This window comes from Arthrobacter sp. Y3221159 (assembly GCF_059089885.1).
Genome location: NZ_JBNHFC010000008.1, coordinates 43,684 through 65,898, shown reverse-complemented (window position 1 = coordinate 65,898; position 22,215 = coordinate 43,684). Strand labels below are relative to the sequence as shown.

Annotated in this window: 19 protein-coding genes and 2 tRNA genes; 18 read left to right on the top strand and 3 right to left on the bottom strand. The window is 66.3% G+C overall.

Annotation, left to right across the window (positions count from 1 at the left end; translation table 11 throughout):
- The first annotated feature begins 24 nt into the window (after positions 1–24).
- The 11 genes from metG to AC5RT3_RS09950 all read left to right on the top strand — a co-directional run bounded on the left by metG (position 25) and on the right by AC5RT3_RS09950 (position 12,124).
- Positions 25–1,584, top strand: a complete 1,560-nt coding sequence (gene metG / locus AC5RT3_RS10000) for a methionine--tRNA ligase (RefSeq protein ID WP_494050706.1) — start codon at positions 25–27, stop codon at positions 1,582–1,584.
- A 167-nt stretch (positions 1,585–1,751) separates the two neighbouring features.
- Positions 1,752–2,804 (top strand): 3-isopropylmalate dehydrogenase, encoded by a 1,053-nt coding sequence (locus AC5RT3_RS09995; RefSeq protein WP_494124062.1) that lies wholly within the window; start codon positions 1,752–1,754, stop codon positions 2,802–2,804.
- A gap of 103 nt (positions 2,805–2,907) precedes the next feature.
- Positions 2,908–4,020 (top strand): branched-chain amino acid aminotransferase, encoded by a 1,113-nt coding sequence (locus AC5RT3_RS09990; RefSeq protein ID WP_494050705.1) that lies wholly within the window; start codon positions 2,908–2,910, stop codon positions 4,018–4,020.
- Between the two features lie 246 nt (positions 4,021–4,266).
- On the top strand, positions 4,267–5,076 hold the full coding sequence (locus tag AC5RT3_RS09985) for an MBL fold metallo-hydrolase (RefSeq protein WP_494124061.1): 810 nt from the start codon (positions 4,267–4,269) through the stop codon (positions 5,074–5,076).
- A 5-nt stretch (positions 5,077–5,081) separates the two neighbouring features.
- On the top strand, positions 5,082–5,858 hold the full coding sequence (locus AC5RT3_RS09980) for a fumarylacetoacetate hydrolase family protein (protein WP_494008578.1): 777 nt from the start codon (positions 5,082–5,084) through the stop codon (positions 5,856–5,858).
- A gap of 78 nt (positions 5,859–5,936) precedes the next feature.
- A complete protein-coding gene (gltX, locus tag AC5RT3_RS09975; protein ID WP_494124060.1) occupies positions 5,937–7,451 on the top strand; it encodes a glutamate--tRNA ligase in 1,515 nt (504 codons plus the stop codon).
- Complete coding sequence (locus AC5RT3_RS09970) at positions 7,451–8,230, top strand: HAD family hydrolase (protein ID WP_494124059.1); 780 nt, start codon at positions 7,451–7,453, stop codon at positions 8,228–8,230. The genes gltX and AC5RT3_RS09970 overlap by 1 nt, the downstream gene beginning before the upstream one ends.
- Before the next feature lie 67 nt (positions 8,231–8,297).
- Positions 8,298–8,369, top strand: a tRNA-Gln gene (locus AC5RT3_RS09965).
- Between the two features lie 131 nt (positions 8,370–8,500).
- Positions 8,501–8,576: transfer RNA gene (locus AC5RT3_RS09960), tRNA-Glu, on the top strand.
- 165 nt (positions 8,577–8,741) lie between these two features.
- A complete protein-coding gene (locus AC5RT3_RS09955) occupies positions 8,742–10,511 on the top strand; it encodes a dynamin family protein (protein WP_494124058.1) in 1,770 nt (589 codons plus the stop codon).
- Positions 10,508–12,124 carry a GTPase gene (locus AC5RT3_RS09950; protein WP_494124057.1) on the top strand — a complete coding sequence of 539 codons (1,617 nt, stop codon included), beginning with the start codon at positions 10,508–10,510 and terminating at the stop codon, positions 12,122–12,124. The genes AC5RT3_RS09955 and AC5RT3_RS09950 overlap by 4 nt, the downstream gene beginning before the upstream one ends.
- A gap of 22 nt (positions 12,125–12,146) precedes the next feature.
- On the opposite strand, the gene AC5RT3_RS09945 is transcribed toward AC5RT3_RS09950, so the two are convergent.
- Both AC5RT3_RS09945 and AC5RT3_RS09940 read right to left on the bottom strand, forming a co-directional pair.
- The gene (locus AC5RT3_RS09945; RefSeq protein ID WP_494124056.1) at positions 12,147–12,701 is read right to left on the bottom strand and encodes a DUF1697 domain-containing protein; all 555 of its coding nucleotides are present in this window, start codon (positions 12,699–12,701) and stop codon (positions 12,147–12,149) included.
- 43 nt (positions 12,702–12,744) lie between these two features.
- On the bottom strand, positions 12,745–13,464 hold the full coding sequence (locus tag AC5RT3_RS09940) for an IclR family transcriptional regulator (protein ID WP_009356552.1): 720 nt from the start codon (positions 13,462–13,464) through the stop codon (positions 12,745–12,747).
- Between the two features lie 114 nt (positions 13,465–13,578).
- Here AC5RT3_RS09940 and leuC point away from each other — a divergent pair, with 114 nt between their 5' ends.
- From leuC to AC5RT3_RS09910, 6 genes are all read left to right on the top strand, one after another.
- Positions 13,579–15,051 carry a 3-isopropylmalate dehydratase large subunit gene (gene leuC, locus AC5RT3_RS09935; RefSeq protein ID WP_494050698.1) on the top strand — a complete coding sequence of 491 codons (1,473 nt, stop codon included), beginning with the start codon at positions 13,579–13,581 and terminating at the stop codon, positions 15,049–15,051.
- 9 nt (positions 15,052–15,060) lie between these two features.
- Positions 15,061–15,663: a 3-isopropylmalate dehydratase small subunit gene (gene leuD / locus AC5RT3_RS09930; protein ID WP_494050697.1), complete on the top strand. Its 603-nt coding sequence runs from the start codon at positions 15,061–15,063 to the stop codon at positions 15,661–15,663.
- Between the two features lie 148 nt (positions 15,664–15,811).
- A complete protein-coding gene (gene murA / locus AC5RT3_RS09925; RefSeq protein WP_133346377.1) occupies positions 15,812–17,137 on the top strand; it encodes a UDP-N-acetylglucosamine 1-carboxyvinyltransferase in 1,326 nt (441 codons plus the stop codon).
- A gap of 9 nt (positions 17,138–17,146) precedes the next feature.
- Complete coding sequence (locus AC5RT3_RS09920; protein WP_494050696.1) at positions 17,147–17,920, top strand: lysophospholipid acyltransferase family protein; 774 nt, start codon at positions 17,147–17,149, stop codon at positions 17,918–17,920.
- Positions 17,917–18,969: an NAD(P)H-dependent glycerol-3-phosphate dehydrogenase gene (locus AC5RT3_RS09915; protein ID WP_494050695.1), complete on the top strand. Its 1,053-nt coding sequence runs from the start codon at positions 17,917–17,919 to the stop codon at positions 18,967–18,969. The genes AC5RT3_RS09920 and AC5RT3_RS09915 overlap by 4 nt, the downstream gene beginning before the upstream one ends.
- A gap of 2 nt (positions 18,970–18,971) precedes the next feature.
- Entirely contained in the window at positions 18,972–20,111 is a 1,140-nt protein-coding gene (locus tag AC5RT3_RS09910; protein ID WP_494050694.1) for a D-alanine--D-alanine ligase family protein, read from the top strand.
- A 44-nt stretch (positions 20,112–20,155) separates the two neighbouring features.
- Here the strand turns inward: AC5RT3_RS09910 and AC5RT3_RS09905 are convergent, their stop codons facing one another.
- The gene (locus tag AC5RT3_RS09905) at positions 20,156–20,659 is read right to left on the bottom strand and encodes a DUF3515 domain-containing protein (RefSeq protein WP_494050693.1); all 504 of its coding nucleotides are present in this window, start codon (positions 20,657–20,659) and stop codon (positions 20,156–20,158) included.
- A 137-nt stretch (positions 20,660–20,796) separates the two neighbouring features.
- On the opposite strand from AC5RT3_RS09905, the gene AC5RT3_RS09900 reads away from it, so the two are divergent.
- Positions 20,797–22,143, top strand: coding sequence for a hypothetical protein (locus AC5RT3_RS09900; protein WP_494124055.1), 1,347 nt, complete (start codon positions 20,797–20,799; stop codon positions 22,141–22,143).
- The last annotated feature ends 72 nt before the right edge of the window (positions 22,144–22,215 follow it).

The following is a 22,215-nucleotide window of genomic DNA, read 5'->3' as shown; positions in this document are numbered from 1 at the left end:
CGCACCGAAGGTAACCGTCCGCACGTGACTGCTTCAGAGAAGACGCCGTTCTACATCACCACGGCCATCACCTACCCCAACGGCGTGCCGCACATCGGCCATGCCTACGAGTACATCGCCACCGACGCCATGGCCCGGTTCAAGCGGCTGGACGGCTATGACGTGATGTTCCTGACCGGCACGGACGAGCACGGCATGAAGATCGCCCAGACCGCCGAAAAGGAAGGCATCACGCCCAAGGAACTGGTGGACCGGAACGCCGAGGTGTACAAGGCGGCACACGCCGCCCTCGGCATCACCTACGACCGCTTCATCCGGACCACGGATGCCGACCACTACGCAGCCTCGCAGGCCATCTGGAAAAAGATGGAAGCCAAGGGCGACATCTACCTGTCCAAGTACGAGGGCTGGTACTCGGTGCGGGACGAGGCCTTCTACGGCGAAGATGACACCGTGGTCAAGGACGACGGCGTGCGCTACTCGAAGGAAACGGACACCGAGGTGACCTGGACGGCGGAGGAGAGCTACTTCTTCCGGCTGTCCGCTTACCAGGACAAACTGCTGGCACTTTACGAGTCCCACCCGGAGTTCGGTGCGCCGCAGTACCGGTTCAACGAGGTCATCAGCTTCGTCAGGCGCGGGCTGGAGGACCTGTCGATCAGCCGCACCACCTTCGACTGGGGCGTGCCGGTCCCGGGCAACGACAAGCACGTCATGTACGTCTGGGTGGATGCGCTGACGAACTACCTGACGGGCGTGGGCTACCCCGACGTCGAATCGGAGAAGTTCCGCAAGTTCTGGCCTGCGGACGTCCATATCATCGGCAAGGACATCTCCCGTTTCCACGCCATCTACTGGCCTGCATTCCTGATGAGCGCCGGCCTGGAGCTGCCCAAGCGGGTGATGATCCACGGCTTCCTGCACAACAACGGCGTGAAGATGTCCAAATCGCTGGGCAACGTAGTGGCCCCGGCCGACTTCGTGGCACAGTACGGCCTGGACCAGGTGCGGTTCTTCTTCCTCCGCGAGGTCCCCTTCGGCGCGGACGGAAGCTACAACCACGAAGCCATCGTGGGCAGGATGAACTCGGACCTCGCCAACAACTTCGGCAACCTGGCGCAGCGGTCGCTGTCCATGGTGGCCAAGAACTGCGGCGGCGCCGTTCCCGTGCCTGGGGAGTTCACTGCGGCGGACACCGCCATCCTCGAGCAGGCCGGGGGGCTTCTGGAGACTGCCCGGTCCGCGTTCGAAAAGCAGGAATTCAGCCGGGCCCTGGAAGCCATCTGGGCAGTCCTGGGTGACACCAACGCGTACTTCGCCGACCAGGCGCCGTGGGTCCTGCGGAAGACCGACGTCGAACGCATGAACACCGTGCTCTATGTGACCCTCGAGGTGCTCCGGATCGTGGCCGTCCTGGCCCAGCCGGTGATGCCCGCCGCCACGGGGAAGCTGCTGGAAAGCCTGGGCCAGCCTGACGGCGAAGCCCGGCAGTTCTCCGCCATCGCCACTCCGATCGCCGCCGGGACTGCCCTCCCGGCACCGTCCCCGGTATTTCCGAAATACGAGGAACCTGCCGGGGCCTGACAACTGCCCGGGCCGGCCTGGCCGGCCCGGGGCAGCCCGCCACCAAGCAAGTAACCTACGAAAAATCCAGCCGGACGATCTGTGGGGGACGAACGTGGTGGTCGTTGCTTCGCCCGCATAATGAGACGGCTTGACCACCATATGGATGGCTTGGCTACCCTGAAACTATGAGCGCATCCTCCATTGACCTGGCAGTTATCCCCGGCGACGGCATTGGCCCCGAGGTCATTGCCGAGGCAGTCAAAGTCCTGGAAAAAGCTGTTGCTGTAGAAGGGGTGGAGCTCAAGCAGACGCACTACAAGCTCGGCGCTGAACACTGGCTGGCAACGGGGGAGACCCTCCCGGACGAGGTCCTCGCCGACCTGCGGACCAGGGACGCCATCCTCTTCGGCGCAGTGGGTGCGGCCCCCGGCGATACCCGCATCCCTTCAGGCATCATCGAGCGCGAGATGCTGCTGAAGCTCCGCTTCAGCCTGGACCACTACGTCAACCTGAGGCCGTCGCGGCTGTACGGAACCGTGGGCAGCCCGCTGGCCAACCCGGGCCCCATCGACTTCATTGTTGTCCGTGAAGGAACCGAGGGCCCCTATGTGGGCAACGGCGGCAGCCTCCGGGCCGGCACCCCGCACGAGGTTGCCACCGAAGTGTCCCTGAACACCGCCCACGGCGTGGAGCGCGTGGTGCGGGACGCCTTCCGCCGCGCCAGTACACGGGAGCGCAAGCACGTCACCCTGGTCCACAAGCACAATGTCCTGGTCTACGCAGGCCACCTCTGGAAGCGGACCGTGGAGACAGTCGCGGCGGAGTTCCCGGAGGTCACGCACGACTACCTGCACGTGGATGCAGCCACCATTTTCATGGTCACGGACCCGTCCCGCTTTGACGTGATCGTCACGGACAACCTCTTCGGCGACATCCTGACCGACCTTGCTGCCGCCGTCACCGGGGGCATCGGGCTGGCGGCATCCGGCAACATCAACATGGACCGTACCGCCCCGTCCATGTTCGAACCGGTCCACGGCTCCGCTCCGGACATCGCCGGCCAGGGCAAAGCAGACCCCACCGCCGCCATCCTGTCCGCCGCCCTTCTCCTGGACCACCTCGGCTACACCACGGCGGCCCGCAGGATCGAAGCGGCAGTGGTTGCCGACGTCGAAAAGCGCGACGGCGGCGCCCGCAGCACCAGTGCGATCGGTGACGCGATCGCGGCCGGGCTCTGACCCCGCGCCGAGGCCTCCGGCATCGGGCGTAAGCTTGTCTCGAATCACCAAATGCCGCCCTTCCGTTCAGCGCTGAACCCGGGCGGCCGATCGTGGAGGAACCATGACCCAGACTGCCCACGGCGTCGAATTCAGCCAGCAGCTTTCGGCCAACCCGAAGTCTGCTGAAGAGCGTGCAGCCATCCTGGCGAACCCGGGATTCGGCAACCACTTCACCGACCACACCGCCATCGTTGACTACAGCGTCGATGAGAACGGTAAAGGCGGCTGGCACAACCCCCGGGTGGAGGCCTACGGGCCGATTTCCCTGGACCCGTCCGCCGCCGTGCTGCATTACGGGCAGGAGATTTTCGAGGGGCTCAAGGCCTACCGCCACGCGGACGGCTCAGTGTGGACTTTCCGTCCGGAAGCCAACGCCGCCCGCCTCAACAAGTCGGCCCGGCGGCTGGCACTGCCCGAACTGCCTGCCGAATACTTCCTCGGCGCCATCCGCGAACTGGTGGCCGTGGACAAGGAATGGGTTCCTGACGGCGACGGGGAGTCCCTGTACCTGCGGCCGTTCATGATCGCAACCGAGGCATTCCTTGGCGTCCGGGCCGCGCGCGAAGTCTCCTTCCGCGTCATCGCCTCACCGGCAGGCAACTACTTCGGCGGCGAGCTCAAGCCGGTGTCCATCTGGATTTCCCGGGAGTACGCGCGGGCCGGCCGCGGCGGCACCGGCGCGGCCAAGTGCGGCGGCAACTACGCTGCCTCGCTCATCGCACAGCAGGAAGCCGAAGCCAATGGCTGCAAGCAGGTCCTGTTCCTCGACCAGTTCAATGACAACGCGGTGGAAGAGCTGGGCGGCATGAACGTGTTCTTCGTCATGAAGGACGGCTCGCTGGCCACCCCGGCACTCACCGGCACCATCCTGGAAGGCGTCACCCGGATGTCCGTCATCCAGGTGGCCAAGGACATGGGCCGGGAAGTCGCCGAGCGCAAGATCACCCTGGATGAGTGGCGCGACGGCGTTGCCTCCGGTGACATCACAGAGGTCTTTGCCTGCGGTACTGCCGCGGTCATCACCCCCATCGGAGTCCTCAAGGACGCCACGGAATTCATCGGATCCGAGGACGCCAAGGCGGGGGAGACCACCATGGCCATCCGTGAGCGGCTGCTAGGCATCCAGACCGGGACGTCCCCGGACACCCACGGCTGGCTGACCCGCCTGGCCTGAGCCGGGCCAAGTCCCGCCATTTCAAGGATCCCGAGAACCACGACGGCGCCGTGGGCTTCTGCCCGGCAGGCGCCGTTCGTCGCAGGACCCCTCAGCGGCGGGCGGCTTTCCTGGCAGCGTTCTTCAAGGCCTTGCGGGAGATCTGTCCTTCTCTGTTGCGGCATGGTCGTGGTCAACCCGGACACCCCGCTGTTCTATTCCGGGTGCAAGGCGGCGATGGTCCGGCGGCGATGCAAAGATGGGACGGTGACGTCCGCTTCCCGGCCCATCCTGCAGCGCAGCTCCGCCCTGACCCAATACATCCTGGCCCCCAATCCCGGGCCCATGAGCCTCGAGGGGACCAACTCCTACGTGGTGCGCGCCACCGGCCATTCCCGTGCAGTCGTGGTGGACCCGGGCCCGCTCGACGAGGGCCACCTGCGCGCGCTGGCTGCGGGCCCGGTGGAACTCATCCTCGTTACCCACCGCCATGCGGACCATACGGCAGGATCTGCCCGCCTGCATGACCTGACGGGTGCCCCCATCCGTGCCGCTGATCCGGTGCATTGCCACGGCGGCGGAGAACCCCTGCACGGAGGGGTGATCCACGCTGGCGGGCTGGAGATTCAGGTGCTGCCCACGCCCGGCCATACGTCCGATTCTCTGTGTTTCCATCTTCCGGAGGACGGCCCCCATGGTTCCGTGCTGACCGGCGACACCATCCTGGGCAGGGGTACCACCATGCTGGACTTCCCGGACGGCACGCTGGGGGACTACCTCAGCACTTTGGACAGGCTTGAGGCGTTGGGCCCGGCCACGGTTCTCCCGGCACACGGGCCCATACTGCCTTCCGTGGAGTCGATTGCCCGGGATTACCGCCTGCACCGGCAGGAGCGGCTCGGCCAGATCCGTGCGGCGCTGGAACAACTCGGCCGGGATGCTACGGCAGGAGAAGTGGCTGACGTGGTTTATGCCGACGTCGTCCCCTCCGTCCGGAAGGCTGCCGAAATGTCAGTCGCCGCCCAGTTGCACTACCTGCGCGGTGAAGGAAGCGGCCAGGCCCGAACGGTAGGGTAGGACCCATGCGTATTGCCAGGTTTGTTGTCGATTCTGATCCCCTTTACGGTGTTGTTGAAGGTGAACCGGGCAGTGAGGAAATCACTGTCATCCATGGTGACCCCTTCTTCAACGGTGTTGAGCGCACCTCCGTCCGCCACAAGCTGGAGGACGTCCGGCTGCTGGCCCCAATCATCCCCCGCAGCAAGGTCATCGGCGTGGGGCGCAACTACGTGGAGCACGCGCGCGAACTTGGCAATGAAGTGCCTGCGCAGCCGCTCCTTTTCCTCAAGCCCAACACCGCCGTTGTCGGCCCCAACGATCCCGTCGTGCTGCCGGAATTCTCGGAGGAAGTGTCCTTCGAGGCGGAACTCTGCGTGGTGGTCGGCCGGATCTGCAAGGACGTCCCGGAGGACCGCGTGGACGACGTCATCTTCGGCTACACCTGCGGGAACGACCTCACCGCCCGCGACGTCCAGAAGACCGACCTGCAATGGACCCGGGCCAAGGGTTTTGACACCTCGGCGCCGCTGGGCCCGTGGATCGAGACTGACCTCGACACCGAGGACCTGCAGATCCAGGGGCGGCTGAACGGCGAGGTGCGCCAGGACGGCAGCACCAGCCAGATGATCCGGGGCGTGCGGGAACTGGTCTCCGTGGTCTCACAGGCCTTCACCCTCCTGCCAGGAGACGTCATCATGACCGGAACACCTGCCGGTGTGGGCCTGGTGAATCCTGGCGACCGCTTTGAGGTGGAGATTGAGGGAATCGGACGCCTGTCCAATCCGATCGTCCGCCGCTGACACCAGCGGACAGCCGCCGCCGGCATCTGCCGCCGCCCGCGCCGGGCGGCGGCAGCAGACGGTAAAGTTGGAGCCACTATGACTACTCCTTCTGCGTCCCCTGCTGCCTCCCTGCCATCCGTTTCAGCCGATACACCCGTGCGCGTCCGGTTTTGCCCCTCGCCCACCGGTACCCCCCACGTCGGCCTGATCCGGACTGCGCTCTTCAACTGGGCCCATGCCAAGCACACCAAGGGAACGTTCGTCTTCCGCATCGAGGACACCGATGCCGCACGCGACTCGGAGGAAAGCTACCAGCAACTGCTGGAAGCGCTGAAGTGGCTGGGCATCACCTGGGAAGAAGGGGTGGAAGTCGGCGGCCCGCACGAACCGTACCGGCAGTCGCAGCGCCTTGACCTCTACAAGGACGTCGTAGCCAAGCTGATCGCGGGCGGCTACGCCTACGAGTGCTACTCGTCCCCCGAGGAAGTGGAGGCACGCCACCGCGCCGCGGGACGCGATCCCAAGCTCGGCTACGACAACTTTGACCGCGAGCTCACCGAGGAGCAGGTGGCAGCGTTCAAGGCGGAAGGCCGCCAGCCCGTGCTGCGGGTGCGGATGCCCGACGAGGACGTCACCTTCACCGACCTGGTGCGCGGCGAAATCACGTTCAAAGCCGGCAGCATCCCGGACTACGTCATCGTCCGCGCCGACGGTTCGCCCCTGTACACCCTGGTGAATCCGGTCGACGATGCACTCATGGGCATCACCCACGTGCTGCGCGGGGAGGACCTGCTCTCGTCCACGCCCCGGCAGGTAGTCCTCATCCGGGCCCTGATGGACATCGGCGTGGCCAGCTATATGCCGGAGTTCGGCCACCTGCCATACGTCATGGGTGAAGGCAACAAGAAGCTGTCCAAGCGGGACCCGCAGTCAAACCTTTTCCTCCTGCGCGACCGGGGCTTCATTCCCGAAGGCCTCCTCAACTACCTCTCGCTGCTGGGCTGGAGCCTGTCCGCAGACGAGGACATTTTCACGGTGGACCAGCTCATCGAGCACTTCGACGTGCACGACGTCCTTGCCAACCCGGCACGCTTCGACATCAAGAAGGCCGAAGCCATCAACGGCACCCACATCCGGATGCTGGCCCCTGAAGACTTCCGGGACCGGCTGGTGCCCTACCTGCGGAACGCAGGATACCTGGGGGAGCAGCTCACGGAGCGGCAGGAGGAGATCCTCACCGAAGCGGCGCCCCTGATCCAGGAACGCATTGCCCTGCTGGGCGAGGCGCCGGACATGCTCGGGTTCCTGTTCAAGGATGATGAGGCCATCGACATTGCCGATGACGCCCGCAAGGGACTGCCGCAGAACCTCGGGGAAGTCCTGGACGCAGCCATTGCCGCGCTCGAGCCGGTGGAAGACTGGACGCCGGACAATATCCAGGCCGCGCTCAAGCAGGCGCTCGTGGAGGACCTCGGCATCAAGCCGCGCCTGGCCTTCGGCCCGGTCCGCACGGCCGTGTCCGGCCGCAGGATCTCGCCCCCATTGTTCGAATCCATGGTGATCCTGGGCAAGGAATCATCCCTGCGCCGGCTCCGGAACTTCCGCGGCTGATGACTGCTCCCGGCAAGGCGCGCAGCGGCGTCCTGAAGACACCCTTCGGGGCGGTCCGCGGTGTTCTCTTCGACATCGACGACACCCTGGTGGACCTTGAATACTCGATGACCACTGCCTTGCGGGAGGTCAGCGAACATCTCCTGCCCGGCCTGGACCAGGCCGGGTGGGAGCGGTTCGGGCGCATCTTCACGCACGAGACCACGCACTACTACGACCAGTACCTCGCCGGGGAAGTGACGTTCAACGAACAGCGCCTGCTCCGTGGCCGCGCGGCCCTGGGGCACTTCGGGGTTGAACTGGCTGACGGCGAGGAATCGCACCGGTGGCTCAACGCCTACATGGAGCGCCAGCCTGCCTACGTCAAGCCTTTCCCGGACGTCCTGCCGCTGCTGGATGTCCTGGACGGCGCAGGCATCCCTTACGGCGCCGTCAGCAACAACGTCCACGACTACCAGCGGGCCAAGCTGGACAGCGCGGGACTGGAACGTGTTTCACACCTGGTGGGCACGGACACGCTCGGCGTCGCCAAACCCAATCCGGCGATCTACCTCGAGGGCGTACGGCTGCTGGGCACTGCCGCCTCCGAAACGCTTTACGTGGGTGACAACCGGCTGCTGGATGCGGAAGGCTCGACGGCCGCCGGGCTGCTGGGCGTATGGCTGAACCGGACAGGCGAGCCGGTGACAGGGTTCGACGGCCACATGGTTGCCTCCCTGGACGGACTGGTAAGGCACGTCACACCCGGCCGATTTGTGCGAGCTGAAAGTCTCGGGTAGAGTATTTTCTCGTGCTGAGGCGCACGGAGCGGGGCAAAAGCCCTGAAGACCGGCCCGAAAGTGCCATTGGGATATGGTGTAATTGGCAACACTACGGTTTCTGGTACCGTCATTCTAGGTTCGAGTCCTGGTATCCCAGCTCTGGTTTGAGCGCCGGTTTTACGGCCTCGGGACAGAAGAGTTTCAAACGGTCCGCCGATTTGGAACGCGAGCGAAGTGTGTGAAACAATCACTGAGCTTGACCAGCGGAAACGCTGGCAGGAAGTACACGGCCCCATCGTATAGCGGCCTAGTACGCCGCCCTCTCACGGCGGTAACGCGGGTTCGAATCCCGCTGGGGTCACCATCGAAATGGTCCCGGGCAGAAGCCCGGGACCATTTTTCTTTGTCCGGCTTAATCCCCGCCGGCCGGACAATTCCCCGGGCGATGCCAGGTGGACCTGACCATCCATAGGGGAGTCCCGCCGTCGGGTCGCCGCCTATTGAACCGCGTGAGTGGCATGATGTTGCTGTGACCTCCCGGAACGAGCACGATGATGCAGGCCAGGCGGCGCAGACCGCCGAGGCGGTGGCGCTGCTGGAAAATGTGCGGAGCGCGCTTGCGGAGGTCAGCCTGCCGCTGGCGCTTCCGGGTGCTGATCTGGCCCGGCGCGAGGCGGCCGGTGCCGCCAGCCAGCTGGATGACTACATCCTTCCCCGGTACCGCAGCCTGGATGCTCCGCTGCTGGCCGTCGTCGGCGGCTCCACGGGCGCCGGGAAGTCGACGCTGGTGAATGCGCTCGTGGGCCATCCGGTAACCCGTGCAGGCGCCATCCGGCCCACTACCCGCCAGCCCATCCTGCTGCACAACCCGGCGGAGGCGGACTGGTTCGAAGGTCAGCGTGTCCTTCCTGGCCTCAGCCGGATCCGCGGCGCCCTCGTCGGGCAGGTTCCCGCCGGCCAGGCAACGCAAAGCCCTGGGACCGCGCCGTCGTCGTCGCTCGTCCTGCTGGCGGATCCCGCCGTTCCTGCCGGGATCGCACTGCTGGACGCCCCGGACGTCGATTCCATCGCGGATGAGAACAGGAGGCTGGCAGGGCAGCTGCTGGCGGCGGCAGACCTCTGGATCTTCGTCACCACCGCCAACCGCTACGCCGACGCCGTTCCCTGGAAGCTGCTGCTGGACGCGGCCGCCAGGGACATCATGGTGGCCGTGGTGCTGGACAGGGTTCCGCCAGGGGCGGAGGCTGAAGTCAGCGGGGACCTCCGGTTGCTCCTGGACAGGGAGGGCCTGGGTGGTGCGCAGCTGTTCATCATTCCGGAGACCACACTGGATTCAAGCGGCATGCTGCCGGCAGCAGCTGTCCGTCCGTTAGCCACATGGCTGCAGAACCTCGCAGCGGACGCCGCCGGCCGCTCGGACGTCGCCCGGAGGACCCTCAACGGGGCCGTCCGGGCACTGGCCGGCAAGGTTTCCGCAATTGCCCTGGCGGCGGCAGAGCAGCGGCGCGCAGCCGGCAGCCTGGAGTCGGACGCCGTGTCGGCCTACCGGGACGCAGCGGAGCGAATTATGGACGCCACCCGGGACGGCGCGCTCCTGCGCGGTGAAGTCCTCGCCCGGTGGCAGGACTTCGTTGGTACGGGCGAGTTCTTCCGGGCCCTGGAGCAGAACGTCGGACGCTTCCGGGACCGGCTCGGTGCCTTCTTCCGGGGCGAACCGCCCCCCGCCGTCCGGGTGGAGGCCGCCATCGAGACAGGCCTGCAGGCCGTCATCCTGGACGAGGCAGCCAACGCCGCCGAGGAGACCGACCAGCGCTGGCGGTCCGATCCGGCCGGGCGTCAACTGCTGGGGACGGACGATCTGTCCGGTACTGCTCCGGTCTTCGCCGACCGGGCCGCTGCCGAAATCCGTGCGTGGCAGGAGGCGCTCATGGAGCTCATCCGGACAGAGGGCCAGGGCAAGCGGACCCAGGCCCGCTGGTTGTCCTTCGGCATCAACGGCCTCGGCGCCGCGCTGATGATCGTGGTTTTCTCGATGACCGCTGGACTTACAGGCCTGGAAGTCGGTGTTGCCGGCGGTACTGCCGTGGTGGGCCAGCGGCTGCTGGAAGCGGTGTTCGGCGAGGATGCAGTCCGCCGGATGGCCGAAAAGGCGCGGGAGGACCTCGCCGTCCGGTGCCGGCAGCTGCTCGATGAAGAGCAGCAGAAATTCCTTGACCGGCTGCCGGAAGGCGTTGAAGGCACTGAAGGCGTCCTTGCGGCACAGTCCAATGCCCTGGTCCGGCTGGCAGGCAGCGCGTGAGCCGCCACAGTGCGGCCAGGGAGGCTTCCCGGCTGGACGGCCGGCTCCAGGCGCTCGACGACGCCCGCGGCCTCGGCGAAGGCGTCCTTCCCGATCAGGCGCTGGAGGAAGTCGTGGCTGTCCTGGACAGGGCCAGTTCCCGCCGGTCACTGTCCGCAGACCACACCGTGGTGGGCTTCTTTGGTGCCACGGGCAGCGGCAAATCCTCCTTGTTCAACGCGGTCAGCGGCGCAGAAATTGCGACGGCGGCGGCCCGCCGACCCACGACATCGGAACCTTTGGCCGGGGTCTGGGGAGCGGACGGCAGCGGGCCGCTCCTTGACTGGCTCGAAGTCCGCAACCGGCACCACGCGGCCGCCGTGGACGGCTTCGCGGATGAGGAGACAGGGCTGATCCTTCTGGATCTGCCCGATTTCGACTCCACCCGCGAAGCCAACCGTGAGGTGGTACAGCGGATGGTAGGCCTGGTTGACGTCCTGGTGTGGGTCCTGGACCCGCAAAAGTATGCCGACGCGGCAGTCCATCACGGCTTCCTCGCGCCGCTCGCCTCCCACGGGGCGGTGACCCTCGTGGTGCTTAACCAGGTTGACCGGCTGCCAGTGCCGGACGTGGAACCGGTGCTCCAATCCCTCCGCGCCATCCTGGCGGGCGACGGCCTCGGCCAGGTGAAGGTGCTGTCCACGTCCGCGGTGACGGGTGCCGGCATCGATACCTTGCGGGCGGCCATCCGGTCCGTTGCCGTCCAGCGCAGGGCCCAGTCGCAGCGGTTGGCTGCAGATGTGTCCAAGGCAGGCCGGGAACTGAGGGCAACCTCAGGGGACGGGGAAGCCGCCGGGGTTGCCCCTGGGGCAAAAGCCAGGCTTGCCGATGAACTGGCAATCGCGGCGAATGTGCCTGTTGTAGTAAGCGCCGTTTCCCGGTCCTACCGGCTGGAAGCGGCGCGGCGGACCGGCTGGCCCGTCACCCGGTGGCTTTCCAGGTTCCGTCCGGACCCCCTGCGCCGGCTCAATCTCCGCAGCAGCACGCCGGCCGAGCTGAACCGGACGTCACTGCCGTCCGCCGGTTCCCCGGAGCGTGCCCGGACGGACGCCGCCGTGCGGGCGTTCGCCGACGCCGCCAGTGCCGGCGCGCCCGGACCGTGGCGCGCCGCCATCAGGAGCGCAGCCCGGGAAGGCCGTGAAAGGCTGCCGGATGCCCTGGACCAGGCGATCGCCGGGACTGACATCGGCGCCAACCGCAAAGCATGGTGGTGGGGCCTCTTCAATGTGATGCAGTGGCTGGCGCTTCTGACGGTGCTGGGCGGACTTGGCTGGCTCGGCGTGCTCGCCGGCCTGGGCTACTTCCAGATGCCCGTGCCGGAAGTGCCGCGCGTGGAAGGCTGGCCCATACCCACCCTGATGGCCACGTCCGGCGTGGTGCTGGGGGTCTTCCTTGCCGTCACCGGCCGGATCGTTGCCGCCGGTGCCGCAAGCTCCCGGGCCAAAAGGGCGCGGAAGCGGCTGAACAAAGCCGTAGCAGCCGTGGCCCAAAAGCTGATCGTGGAGCCGGTGGAGGTGGAGGTGACCAGGCTCGCCGCCTTCAACGCCGCCTTGAGGCGTGCCGGGGAAAGCTAGGAACGAGCCCGCGGACCGGCTCCTACCGCTGCCCGCCGGCCCCCTCCAGCGCGGCCGCGGCGTCACGGACCTTGATGAGCGTCCGCAGGTTGCGCGTTGTGGTGGCTGACTTGAACTTTGCCTTTGCCGAGAGCTTGCTGAAGGGGCTGTCCAGCGTTTCGCCGGCCGGTGCCAGCCAGGCCAGGGCTTCCGGGCCGAGCCGCTGTTGATGGTTGCCCTCGAGGGCGGCACCGGCGGCGTCAAGGTCGTCCAGCACCCTGGGGTCCGACGACAGCGTGATGTAGGTATGGGTGGACTTGTCGTCCGCCGGCCAGGGGCAGGCTTCCACCAGCGCAGCCACCCGGGCTGCGTCCAGGACCACCACCCAGGCCTCGTAGCCGAAGGCGGGGCGGAGGCACTCTTCGCATTCGCGCTTGACGGCACCGGCATCACGGCTGCTGGTGAGCACCACGTTTCCGCTGGCCAGCAGGGTCTTTGCGTCGGCAAAGCCGCAGCCGTTCAGGGCCTCGCGCAGATCCGCCATCCTGATGATCCCGCCCACATTGATGCCGCGAAGGAACACCGCATAGCTGCCCATGGGCACAGCCTAGCGCCCGGGGCCTGGCGCCGCGCGGGACCCGTCAGTCGTTGTTCTTGCGCAGGGCCTCGGTGAGGATGCGCCCGGCGTTGCACACCACTTCCGCGTGCAGCCGGCCGGGCTGGCGGGTGAGCCGCTCGATGGGACCGGAGATGGACACGGCGGCGATCACGCGGCCGGACGGGCCGCGTACCGGTGCAGAGACGGAGGCGACCCCCGGCTCACGTTCGCCGAGGCTCTGGCCCCAGCCCCGGCGTCGTACGCCCGCCAGCACGGTGGGCGTGAAACGGGCGGACTGCAGGCCCTCCAGCAGGCGGTCGTGGTCCTCCCACGCAAGAAGCACCTGCGCAGCTGATCCTGCCTTCATGGACAGCTGGGTGCCGACCGGAATGGTGTCGCGCAGGCCGATGGGGCGTTCCGCCGAGGCCACGCATACGCGCCAGTCGCCCTGGCGGCGGAAGATCTGCGCGCTCTCGCCGGTGGCGTCCCGGAGCTGCATCAGGACAGGTCCAGCGGAGGCGATCAGGCGGTCCTCGCCCGCGGCGGACGCCAGCTCAACGAGCCTGCTGCCCAGGACGAAGCGTCCCTGGATGTCCCGGCTGACCAGCCGGTGGTGGACCAGCGCGAGGGCAAGGCGGTGGACAGTGGGCCGCGCCAGGCCCGTGGCAGCCACCAGCTGTGCGAGCGTGGTGGGGCCGGCCTCGAGTGCATCAAGCACCTGGGCAGCTTTATCAATGACACCGACTCCACTAGAATTGTCCATGTAATGATATTGCCGTCTCAATATCTGAGATGCAAATCTTTCGGCTGGCGCACGGTGAAGCCGTCCTGATTCAGTTGGAACAATCAATCACAACAGCAGTGAAGGGAGCTGGCCATGGCAAAGACATTGGCCGAGAAAGTCTGGGACGCGCACGTGGTGCGCAAAGGTGACGGCGACGGAGCCAACGCCCAGCCCGACCTTCTCTTCATCGACCTTCACCTGGTCCACGAGGTCACGTCGCCGCAGGCCTTCGAAGGCCTGCGCCTGGCCGGACGCAAGCTGCGACGTCCGGACCTGACCATTGCCACGGAGGACCACAACACTCCGACGCTGGACATCGACAAGCCTATCGCCGACCTCACCAGCCGCACCCAGATCCAGACCCTGCGTAACAACTGTGCCGAGTTCGGCGTCCGGCTGCACAGCCTGGGCGACGCCGAACAGGGCATCGTGCATGTGGTGGGCCCGCAGCTGGGGCTGACCCAGCCCGGCATGACCGTGGTTTGCGGCGACTCCCACACCTCCACCCATGGTGCCTTCGGTGCGCTGGCGATGGGCATCGGGACGTCCGAGGTGGAGCATGTGATGGCCACCCAGACGCTCTCCCTGAAGCCGTTCAAGACCATGGCCATCAACGTTGAGGGCACCCTCCGTCCCGGGGTTACCGCCAAGGACATCATCCTCGCCGTTATCGCCAAGATCGGCACCGGCGGTGGCCAGGGCTACGTTCTGGAATACCGCGGATCAGCCATCCGCGCCCTGTCCATGGAAGCCCGGATGACCATCTGCAACATGTCCATCGAGGCGGGCGCCCGCGCCGGCATGGTGGCGCCGGATGAAACCACCTACGAATACATGAAGGGCCGCCCGCACGCGCCGGAGGGCGCCGACTGGGACGCCGCCGTCGAATACTGGAACACGCTGAAGACCGACGACGACGCCGTTTTCGACGCGCAGGTGGACCTGGACGCCAACGCCCTGGAGCCCTTCGTTACCTGGGGCACCAACCCGGGCCAGGGCGTATCGCTGTCCGAATCCGTGCCGTCGCCGGAGGACTTCGGCGACGAGAACGCCAAGGCGGCAGCGGAGCGCGCCCTGCAGTACATGGGGCTTGAGGCCGGCACGCGCATGAAGGACATCCGCGTCGACACCGTCTTCCTGGGTTCCTGCACCAACTCCCGGATCGAGGACCTCCGTGCAGCGGCTGACATCATCCGGGGCCGGGAAAAGGACCCGCAGGTCCGCATGCTGGTGGTTCCCGGGTCCGCGCGGGTCCGCCTGGAGGCCGAGGCCGAGGGCCTGGACCGCGTGTTCAAGGACTTCGGTGCCGAATGGCGCTTCGCCGGCTGTTCCATGTGCCTGGGCATGAACCCGGACCAGCTGGAGCCGGGGGAGCGCTGTGCCTCCACCTCCAACCGCAACTTCGAAGGACGCCAGGGCAAGGGCGGCCGCACCCACCTGGTGTCCCCGGTGGTTGCCGCGGCAACAGCCATCCGCGGCACGCTCAGCTCGCCGTCGGACCTCGGCCCGGCCCCTGAACCGGCGGCGAAGCCTGCCGGAACCGCCATCCGCACCGACGCAGCCTAGGGGCCAGCCATGGAAAAGTTCACCAAGCACACCGGCGTCGGCGTCCCGCTGCGCCAGAGCAACGTCGACACCGACCAGATCATCCCCGCGGTCTACCTCAAGAGGATCACCCGCACCGGCTTCGAGGACGCCCTGTTCTCCGCCTGGCGCAAGGATCCTTCGTTCATCCTGAACCAGGAGCCGTTCAAGGCCGGTTCTGTCCTGGTGGCCGGCCCGGACTTCGGCACCGGGTCCTCGCGTGAGCATGCGGTGTGGGCCCTGAAGGACTACGGCTTCAAAGCGGTCCTTTCATCCCGGTTCGCGGACATCTTCCGCGGCAATTCGGGCAAGCAGGGACTGCTCGCCGCGCAGGTGGCCCAGGATGATATCGAGCTGATCTGGAAAGAGCTGGAGAATGCTCCGGGCACCGAAGTTACAGTGGACCTGGAATCCAAGACAGTGGTGTGCGGCAACATCGTGGCGCCGTTCGAGATCGACGACTACACCCGCTGGCGCCTGCTGGAAGGCCTGGACGATATTGGGCTGACCCTGCAGCACGAGGCGGACATCACTGCGTACGAGGCCACCCGCCCCGCCTTCAAGCCGAAAACCCTGCCGGCCAGGCTTTCCTGACCGCTCCAGAGCTTCCGTCCGCAGTACCCGGGCCCCGCCACACCACGTCGGCGGGGCCCGCGTATTTCGGTTCGGTAACACGACCTCCTATGCTTGGTTGGAGCCTTTGCAAGGATTTGGGGGCGAGTAATCGTGAGGAAACCGGTATATGAGTAGTGTTCTGACAATCCGCGGCGGAGTCCCGCTTACAGGCCGCGTCAGCGTCCGGGGGGCAAAGAATCTGGTTCCCAAAGCCATGGTGGCCGCGCTGCTGGGCAATGAACCGTCGGTGTTGCGGAACGTCCCGGAAATCAAGGACGTGGAGGTCGTCACCTCCCTGCTGCAACTGCACGGCGTCACGGTGGTCAAAGACCCTGTCAACGGAGATCTCACCCTTGATCCCAAGGACGCGAAGACGGCGCCGAGCACTGCGATCGACGCGCACGCCGGCGATTCCAGGATTCCCATCCTGCTCTGCGGACCCTTGATCCATGCGATCGGCGAAGCTTTCATCCCGGACCTGGGTGGCTGCAAAATCGGCGACCGCCCCATCGACTACCACCTGGATGTCCTCCGCCAGTTCGGAGCCGTGGTGGAGAAGCGTCCCGGCGGTATCCACATCTCCGCCCCCAAGGGACTTCACGGCGCCAAGATTTCCCTGCCGTACCCGTCGGTGGGCGCCACGGAGCAGGTGCTCTTGAGCGCCACCCGCGCCGAAGGCATCACGGAGTTGTCCGGTGCAGCAACCGAGCCCGAGATCATTGACCTCATCGCCGTGCTGCAAAAGATGGGCGCCATCATCAGCGTCCAGACCGACCGGACCATCCGCATCGAGGGTGTCCGCGACCTGGGCGGCTACAACCACCGTGCCCTGTCCGACCGCAACGAGTCCGCATCCTGGGCCTCCGCCGCCCTGGTCACCCGCGGCGACATCTTCGTTGAGGGTGCATCGCAGCGCGACATGATGACTTTCCTGAACACCTACCGCAAGGTGGGCGGCGGAATGGACATCGGCGAGGACGGGATCCGTTTCTACCACCCGGGTGGAAAGCTGAACCCGCTGGTCCTGGAAACCGACGTCCACCCCGGCTTCATGACCGACTGGCAGCAGCCGCTGGTGGTGGCCCTCACGCAGGCTGAGGGCGTGTCCATCGTCCACGAGACGGTCTACGAGAACCGGTTCGGCTTTACAGACGCCCTCATCAGGATGGGAGCCAGCATCCAAGTCCACCGCGAATGCCTGGGGAGCGTCCCCTGCCGGTTCGGGCAGCGGAACTTCCTGCACTCGGCAGTGATTTCCGGCCCCACCCAGCTCAAGGGAACAGACATTGACGTGCCGGACCTCCGCGGCGGCTTCAGCCACCTGATCGCCGCGCTGGCAGCTACCGGAACCTCACGGGTCACCGGCATCGACATCATCAACCGTGGCTACGAGCGCTTCACCGAAAAGCTCGCCGGACTCGGTGCCGATTTCGACATCACCACCAAGAAGTAGCGGGGGACGGTGAAGGAATCGGCCAAGAGCCGCGCGACCTTCGTGGCGGTCGCGGCGATAGTACGTCCCCTGTTCAACCTCATGATGGACAAGAAGTGGGAGGGCACCGAAAAGCTGCCCGCGGGAGGCTTCATTGCCGCGCCAAACCACTGCACCGAGATCGACCCCCTGATCATCGGCCACCTCCTCTACAACCACAAGCGCGCGCCGCACTTCCTTGCGAAGTCCGCACTCTTCAAGGTTCCGGTCCTGGGCTGGGTACTGCGGGCCACCAAGCAGATCCCGGTGGAACGTTCGACGGCGGGGGCGAACCGATCCCTGCAGGTCGCCCAGGAAGTGGTCGCCGAGGGCGGGGCCATCATCATCTACCCCGAGGGAACCCTCACCCGCGATCCCGACCTGTGGCCGATGAAGGGCCACACCGGCGCGGCACGTCTGGCCCTTGAGGGCGGCATCCCCGTGGTGCCGATTGCCCACTGGGGCGCGCACGAGGTCTTTCCGCGCTATGGCAAACGGTTCCATCTCTTCCCGCGGAAAAAGTCGCGGGTTGTTGTTGGCGAGCCGGTGGACCTCAGCGCGTTCTCCGGAAAGCCCCTGGACAAAGCCACCCTCACGGCGGCCACCGACGTCATCATGGACGCCATCACCGGCCTCCTGGCTGACCTGCGGGGTGAGCAGCCGCCGGCCGAGCGCTGGGATCCGGCGCGGAAGCAGCAGGCAAAGCACGGGAGGTTCGTTGAACGCGGACAGCAGCAGTCCGCCAACGGGACGGATGCCCAGTGACGCTTAACGCGGACCTGACCGGTTCTGCGCAGTCCGTGGCCGTGCTCGGCGCCGGATCATGGGGGACCACATTTGCGAAGATCCTGGCCGATGCCGCCATTGCCGCGGACTCGCCGCGGGCCATCAGGGTCTGGGGCCGGCGCGCCGAAGTGGTTGAACAGATCAACGGCAGCCATCGCAATGAGCAGTACTTGAAGGACATCGCCCTTCCCGCCAGCATCACAGCCTCCACCGACGTCCGTAAGGTGCTCCACGGGGCCGACCTCGTGGTCCTGGCGGTCCCGGCCCAGTCACTGCGGCCGCAACTGCGCGAATGGAAGGCCCTGATCTCGCCGGGGGCCATCGTTGTTTCCCTCATGAAAGGCCTTGAGCTCGGCACCGACGCACGCATGAGCCAGGTCATCCAGGAGGAGCTGGACCTGCCCAACGACCGGATCGCCGTCGTCTCCGGCCCCAACCTGGCCATGGAGATTGCCCGCGAGGAACCCACCGCCTCCGTGGTGGCCTGCGCGGAACCGGCAGTCGCCGGCTGGCTGGCAAGAAGCTGCACCGCGCCGTACTTCCGGCCCTACACCACCTCGGACGTGGTGGGTGTCGAGATCGGCGGCATCGTCAAGAACGTCATCGCTCTGGCCGTGGGCATCTGCGAGGGCAAGCAGATGGGGGACAACACCAAGGCTTCGGTCATCACCCGCGGACTTGCGGAAACCTCACGGCTGGCCCTGGCTTTGGGCGGTGATGCGAAAACCATGGCCGGGCTCGCCGGCCTGGGCGACCTGGTGGCCACCTGTTCGTCGCCGCTGTCCCGGAACCATACCGCCGGGCGGCTTCTCGGCCAGGGCCTCACCCTCGAGGAAGTGGGCCAGAAGATGACCCAAACAGCCGAGGGCATAAAGTCGGGCCAGGCCGTGCACGAACTGGCGGGCAAGCTTGGCGTGGACATGCCCATCACGGCCGCCGTCGTGGCAGTGCTTGCCGGCAAGCTGTCCGTTAACCAACTGGGGACTGTCCTGCTGTCCCGGGAACTGAAACCTGAAGGCGATTACTGACCATGTCCCATGACAACCTGACCGCAGGCAAACCGGCCAAACCCCGGGTCGCGGTACTTTTCGGCGGCCGCTCCAGCGAGCATGCCGTCAGCTGCGTCACCGCTGCCGGAGTTCTCGGCGCCATTAACAAGGACAAGTACGAGGTGATTCCGATCGGAATCGCCAAGTCCGGGCAGTGGGTGCTGGCCTCCGCCGACACCGCCCAATGGTCCCTTTCCTCATCGGCGCTGCCGGAGGTTGCGCCGTCGGCGGAAACTGTCACGCTCGCCGAGATCGGCGGCGAGCACCAGCTGATCGTGGCGGCACCCAACGAAGTCCCGAAGGAGCTGGGGACCGTTGACGTGGTCTTCCCGTTGCTGCACGGCCCGTTCGGCGAGGACGGCACCATCCAGGGACTGCTGGAGCTTTCAGACACCCGCTACGTCGGCGCCGGGGTCCTGGCCTCCGCGGTGGGCATGGACAAGCACTTCATGAAGGTGGTCTTCGAGGCTGCCGGGCTGCAGGTGGGCCCATACATTGCTGTCACGGACCGGCAGTGGCGCAAGGATCCGGAAGCCGTCCGCAAGCAGGTGGATCGGCTCGGTTTCCCCGTTTTCGTCAAGCCGGCCCGCGCCGGTTCGTCCATGGGGATCTCCAAGGTGGACTCCCTGGAGCACCTGGACGCCGCCATCGAGGCGGCACGCCGGCATGATCTCAAGCTTGTCATTGAGGCAGGAATTACGGGCCGCGAGATTGAGTGCGCCGTGCTGGAAGGCAGGGGCACCGACGCCCCGCGGACCTCGATGCCCGGCGAGATTTCCGTGGCCGGCGGCGGCCACCAGTTCTATGACTTCGAGGCAAAGTATGTGGAGGACAATGCAGCGGCACTGAGCTGTCCCGCCGACATCCCCGAGGAAGCCATCGCCCGGGTCCGTGAACTTGCCGCGGCAGCGTTCGACGCCGTCGGCGCCGAGGGGCTGAGCCGGGTGGATTTCTTCTACACGCCCGAAGGCGAACTGGTGATCAACGAGATCAACACTATGCCGGGCTTCACGCCCAAGAGCATGTACCCGCAGATGTGGGCCGCGTCGGGGCTGAGCTATCCCGACCTGATCGACGAGCTCATCCACCTGGCGCTGAACCGGAAGACGGGCCTGCGCTGACGTGCCCCCGGAGGGCCCTTCCGGAGTATTCCGGAGGGGCCTTCCTATTGGCTCTGCGGCAGGTCCTGCAGCTCTTCCTGGCCAACGCAGTTCCGGGTGGCAGGGATTTTTCCGGCCGATGTGGCAAGGTCAGCGAGGACCGTGGCCGAACTGATCTTGTCAGGATCCATGAGGATCTCGGTGGCCGGTTCACGGCCATAGGTTGTCAGTGTCCACACCGGGTCGCCCTCCTTGATGACCCAGTCAATGCCGTTCACGGTCACGCACCGGTCTGTCGTCGGCCCTGGCACATTGACACCGCAGCGCAGGATGACCAGGGACGGGTCGCCCCATGCCGCGGTTCCCTGGCTGTTGGTCTTCCGCAACTGCGCTTCTCCAATCGCATCCGGCAGTGACACCATCATGGGGGCGCAGGCCGGATTGGCAGCATCCTTGGCGGCTGTGACGTCCACGGCAGGGGAACACCCGGCCAGGGAGAAAGCGGCAAGTGCTCCAACCAGTGCAATCCTGGCGGCACGGACGGGCAGGGAAGGCGTGGGGCGGTGCATTTTTCCATCATCCCGGCTTGCGCGTGGCAAGACCAATCGCCCGGCTGTTCCCTCTTGACAGCGCCCGGCTGCCGAAGTGCCCTGTTGCTTACGCGCCCTTATAAGCTGGCTTCATCATGAAAAATACCGCTGTTGCTGTGCCATCCCACAGGCTGGATCCAGAAGCAAAGACATCCCGGCCCATCCGCGCACGCAGCATCAGGGCAGCGGGTGTGCTTGCCGCCGTCGCGGGCCTGGGCTTCCTCGCATGGTTCCGGCTTCCGGAAGTGACCCGTGGCACGCTCTGGGCCGAGGACGCGGCAGTCTTCCTGGCCGACACGATGTCCATCGGTGCCTGGCAAAGCATCACCGACCCCTACGCGGGCTACCTGCACACCATCCCGCGGATTGTTTCCGGCATTGCCTATACGGCCGCTCCAATCGACGCCTATGCCACCCTTGTCTCCTTCCTGAGCTGCGTGGTGGTGGCCGCAGTTTCCGTGGCCACCTACTTCTTGTCCGCGCAGATTTTCCCCCACCGGAGCTACCGCCTGATGCTGGCCCTGATCCCGGTCCTGGTCCCCCTGGGCCCCCTTGAAGTCCTGGGGAACGTTGCCAACCTGCACTGGTACCTGCTCTGGCTCTGCCCATGGCTGCTGGTTTACGAGCCGCGTGGATGGGTGGGGCGTGCCGGGCTTTTTGTTGCCACCCTGGCCGCCGCCACCACCGAGATCATCGTGGGTATCTTCCTGCCCCTGGCCCTGTGGTCACTGGTGAAAAGGCGGAACTATGCGGCCCCGCTGGCCTTGGTTGCCGGCATCGGGCTCCAGTTGCTGGCGACGGTCGCGGATCCCCGCTACGCGGAAACGCCCCGCCTGGACTCCATGCAGCCATTGTCCGTCATCTACGGATTTATCCTGCAGGCGGTCGGCTCGATCTGGGAACAGGACGCCGGCAGGATGGCGCTGAACGTCGTGACTTTCGGTGGCTTTGCCGTCGTTGTCCCCTCCATCATCATTCTCGGGCTGCTCACCTACATCGCCGTCTACGGGCGCGCCCGCTGGAAAGTTGCAGCCCTGTATGCGGCGGGCGCTGCCGCGGCCTGCTGGGCGGCCGCCACGGTGCTCAATCCCTCACCGGAATTCGATTTCGCGAACTTCTCGAAGGACGACTGGCTGTCCGGCTTCACGTTCTTCCGCTATGCGGTTACGCCTTCCATGTTCCTGCTTGCCCTGGTGCCCATGGCCTGCGCCGTGGCTGAGGACAGGGGGGTCATCGGGCGCAACCGGGCCAGGTACCTGGCTCCTGTCCTGATGGCGGTTTTCCTGTCCACCAGCTATTTCGAGGCAACGCCTGCCAGGCAGACCGGGCCCGAGTGGACAACCGGGGTCCAGGCTGCCGCCGCACAGTGTACGGCTGACCCCTCGCTGGCCGAGGCTGTCATCGCGGTGACGCCCGCCACCTGGCAGGTGGCCGTTCCGTGCCGGGTGCTGTCCGGCCGGTAGGTGGGCGGCCCGAAGGCACCCATTGTCAGGGCCGCGCTGTAGCGTAGTGCCGTGCCTGAAAAGCCCCTGAGC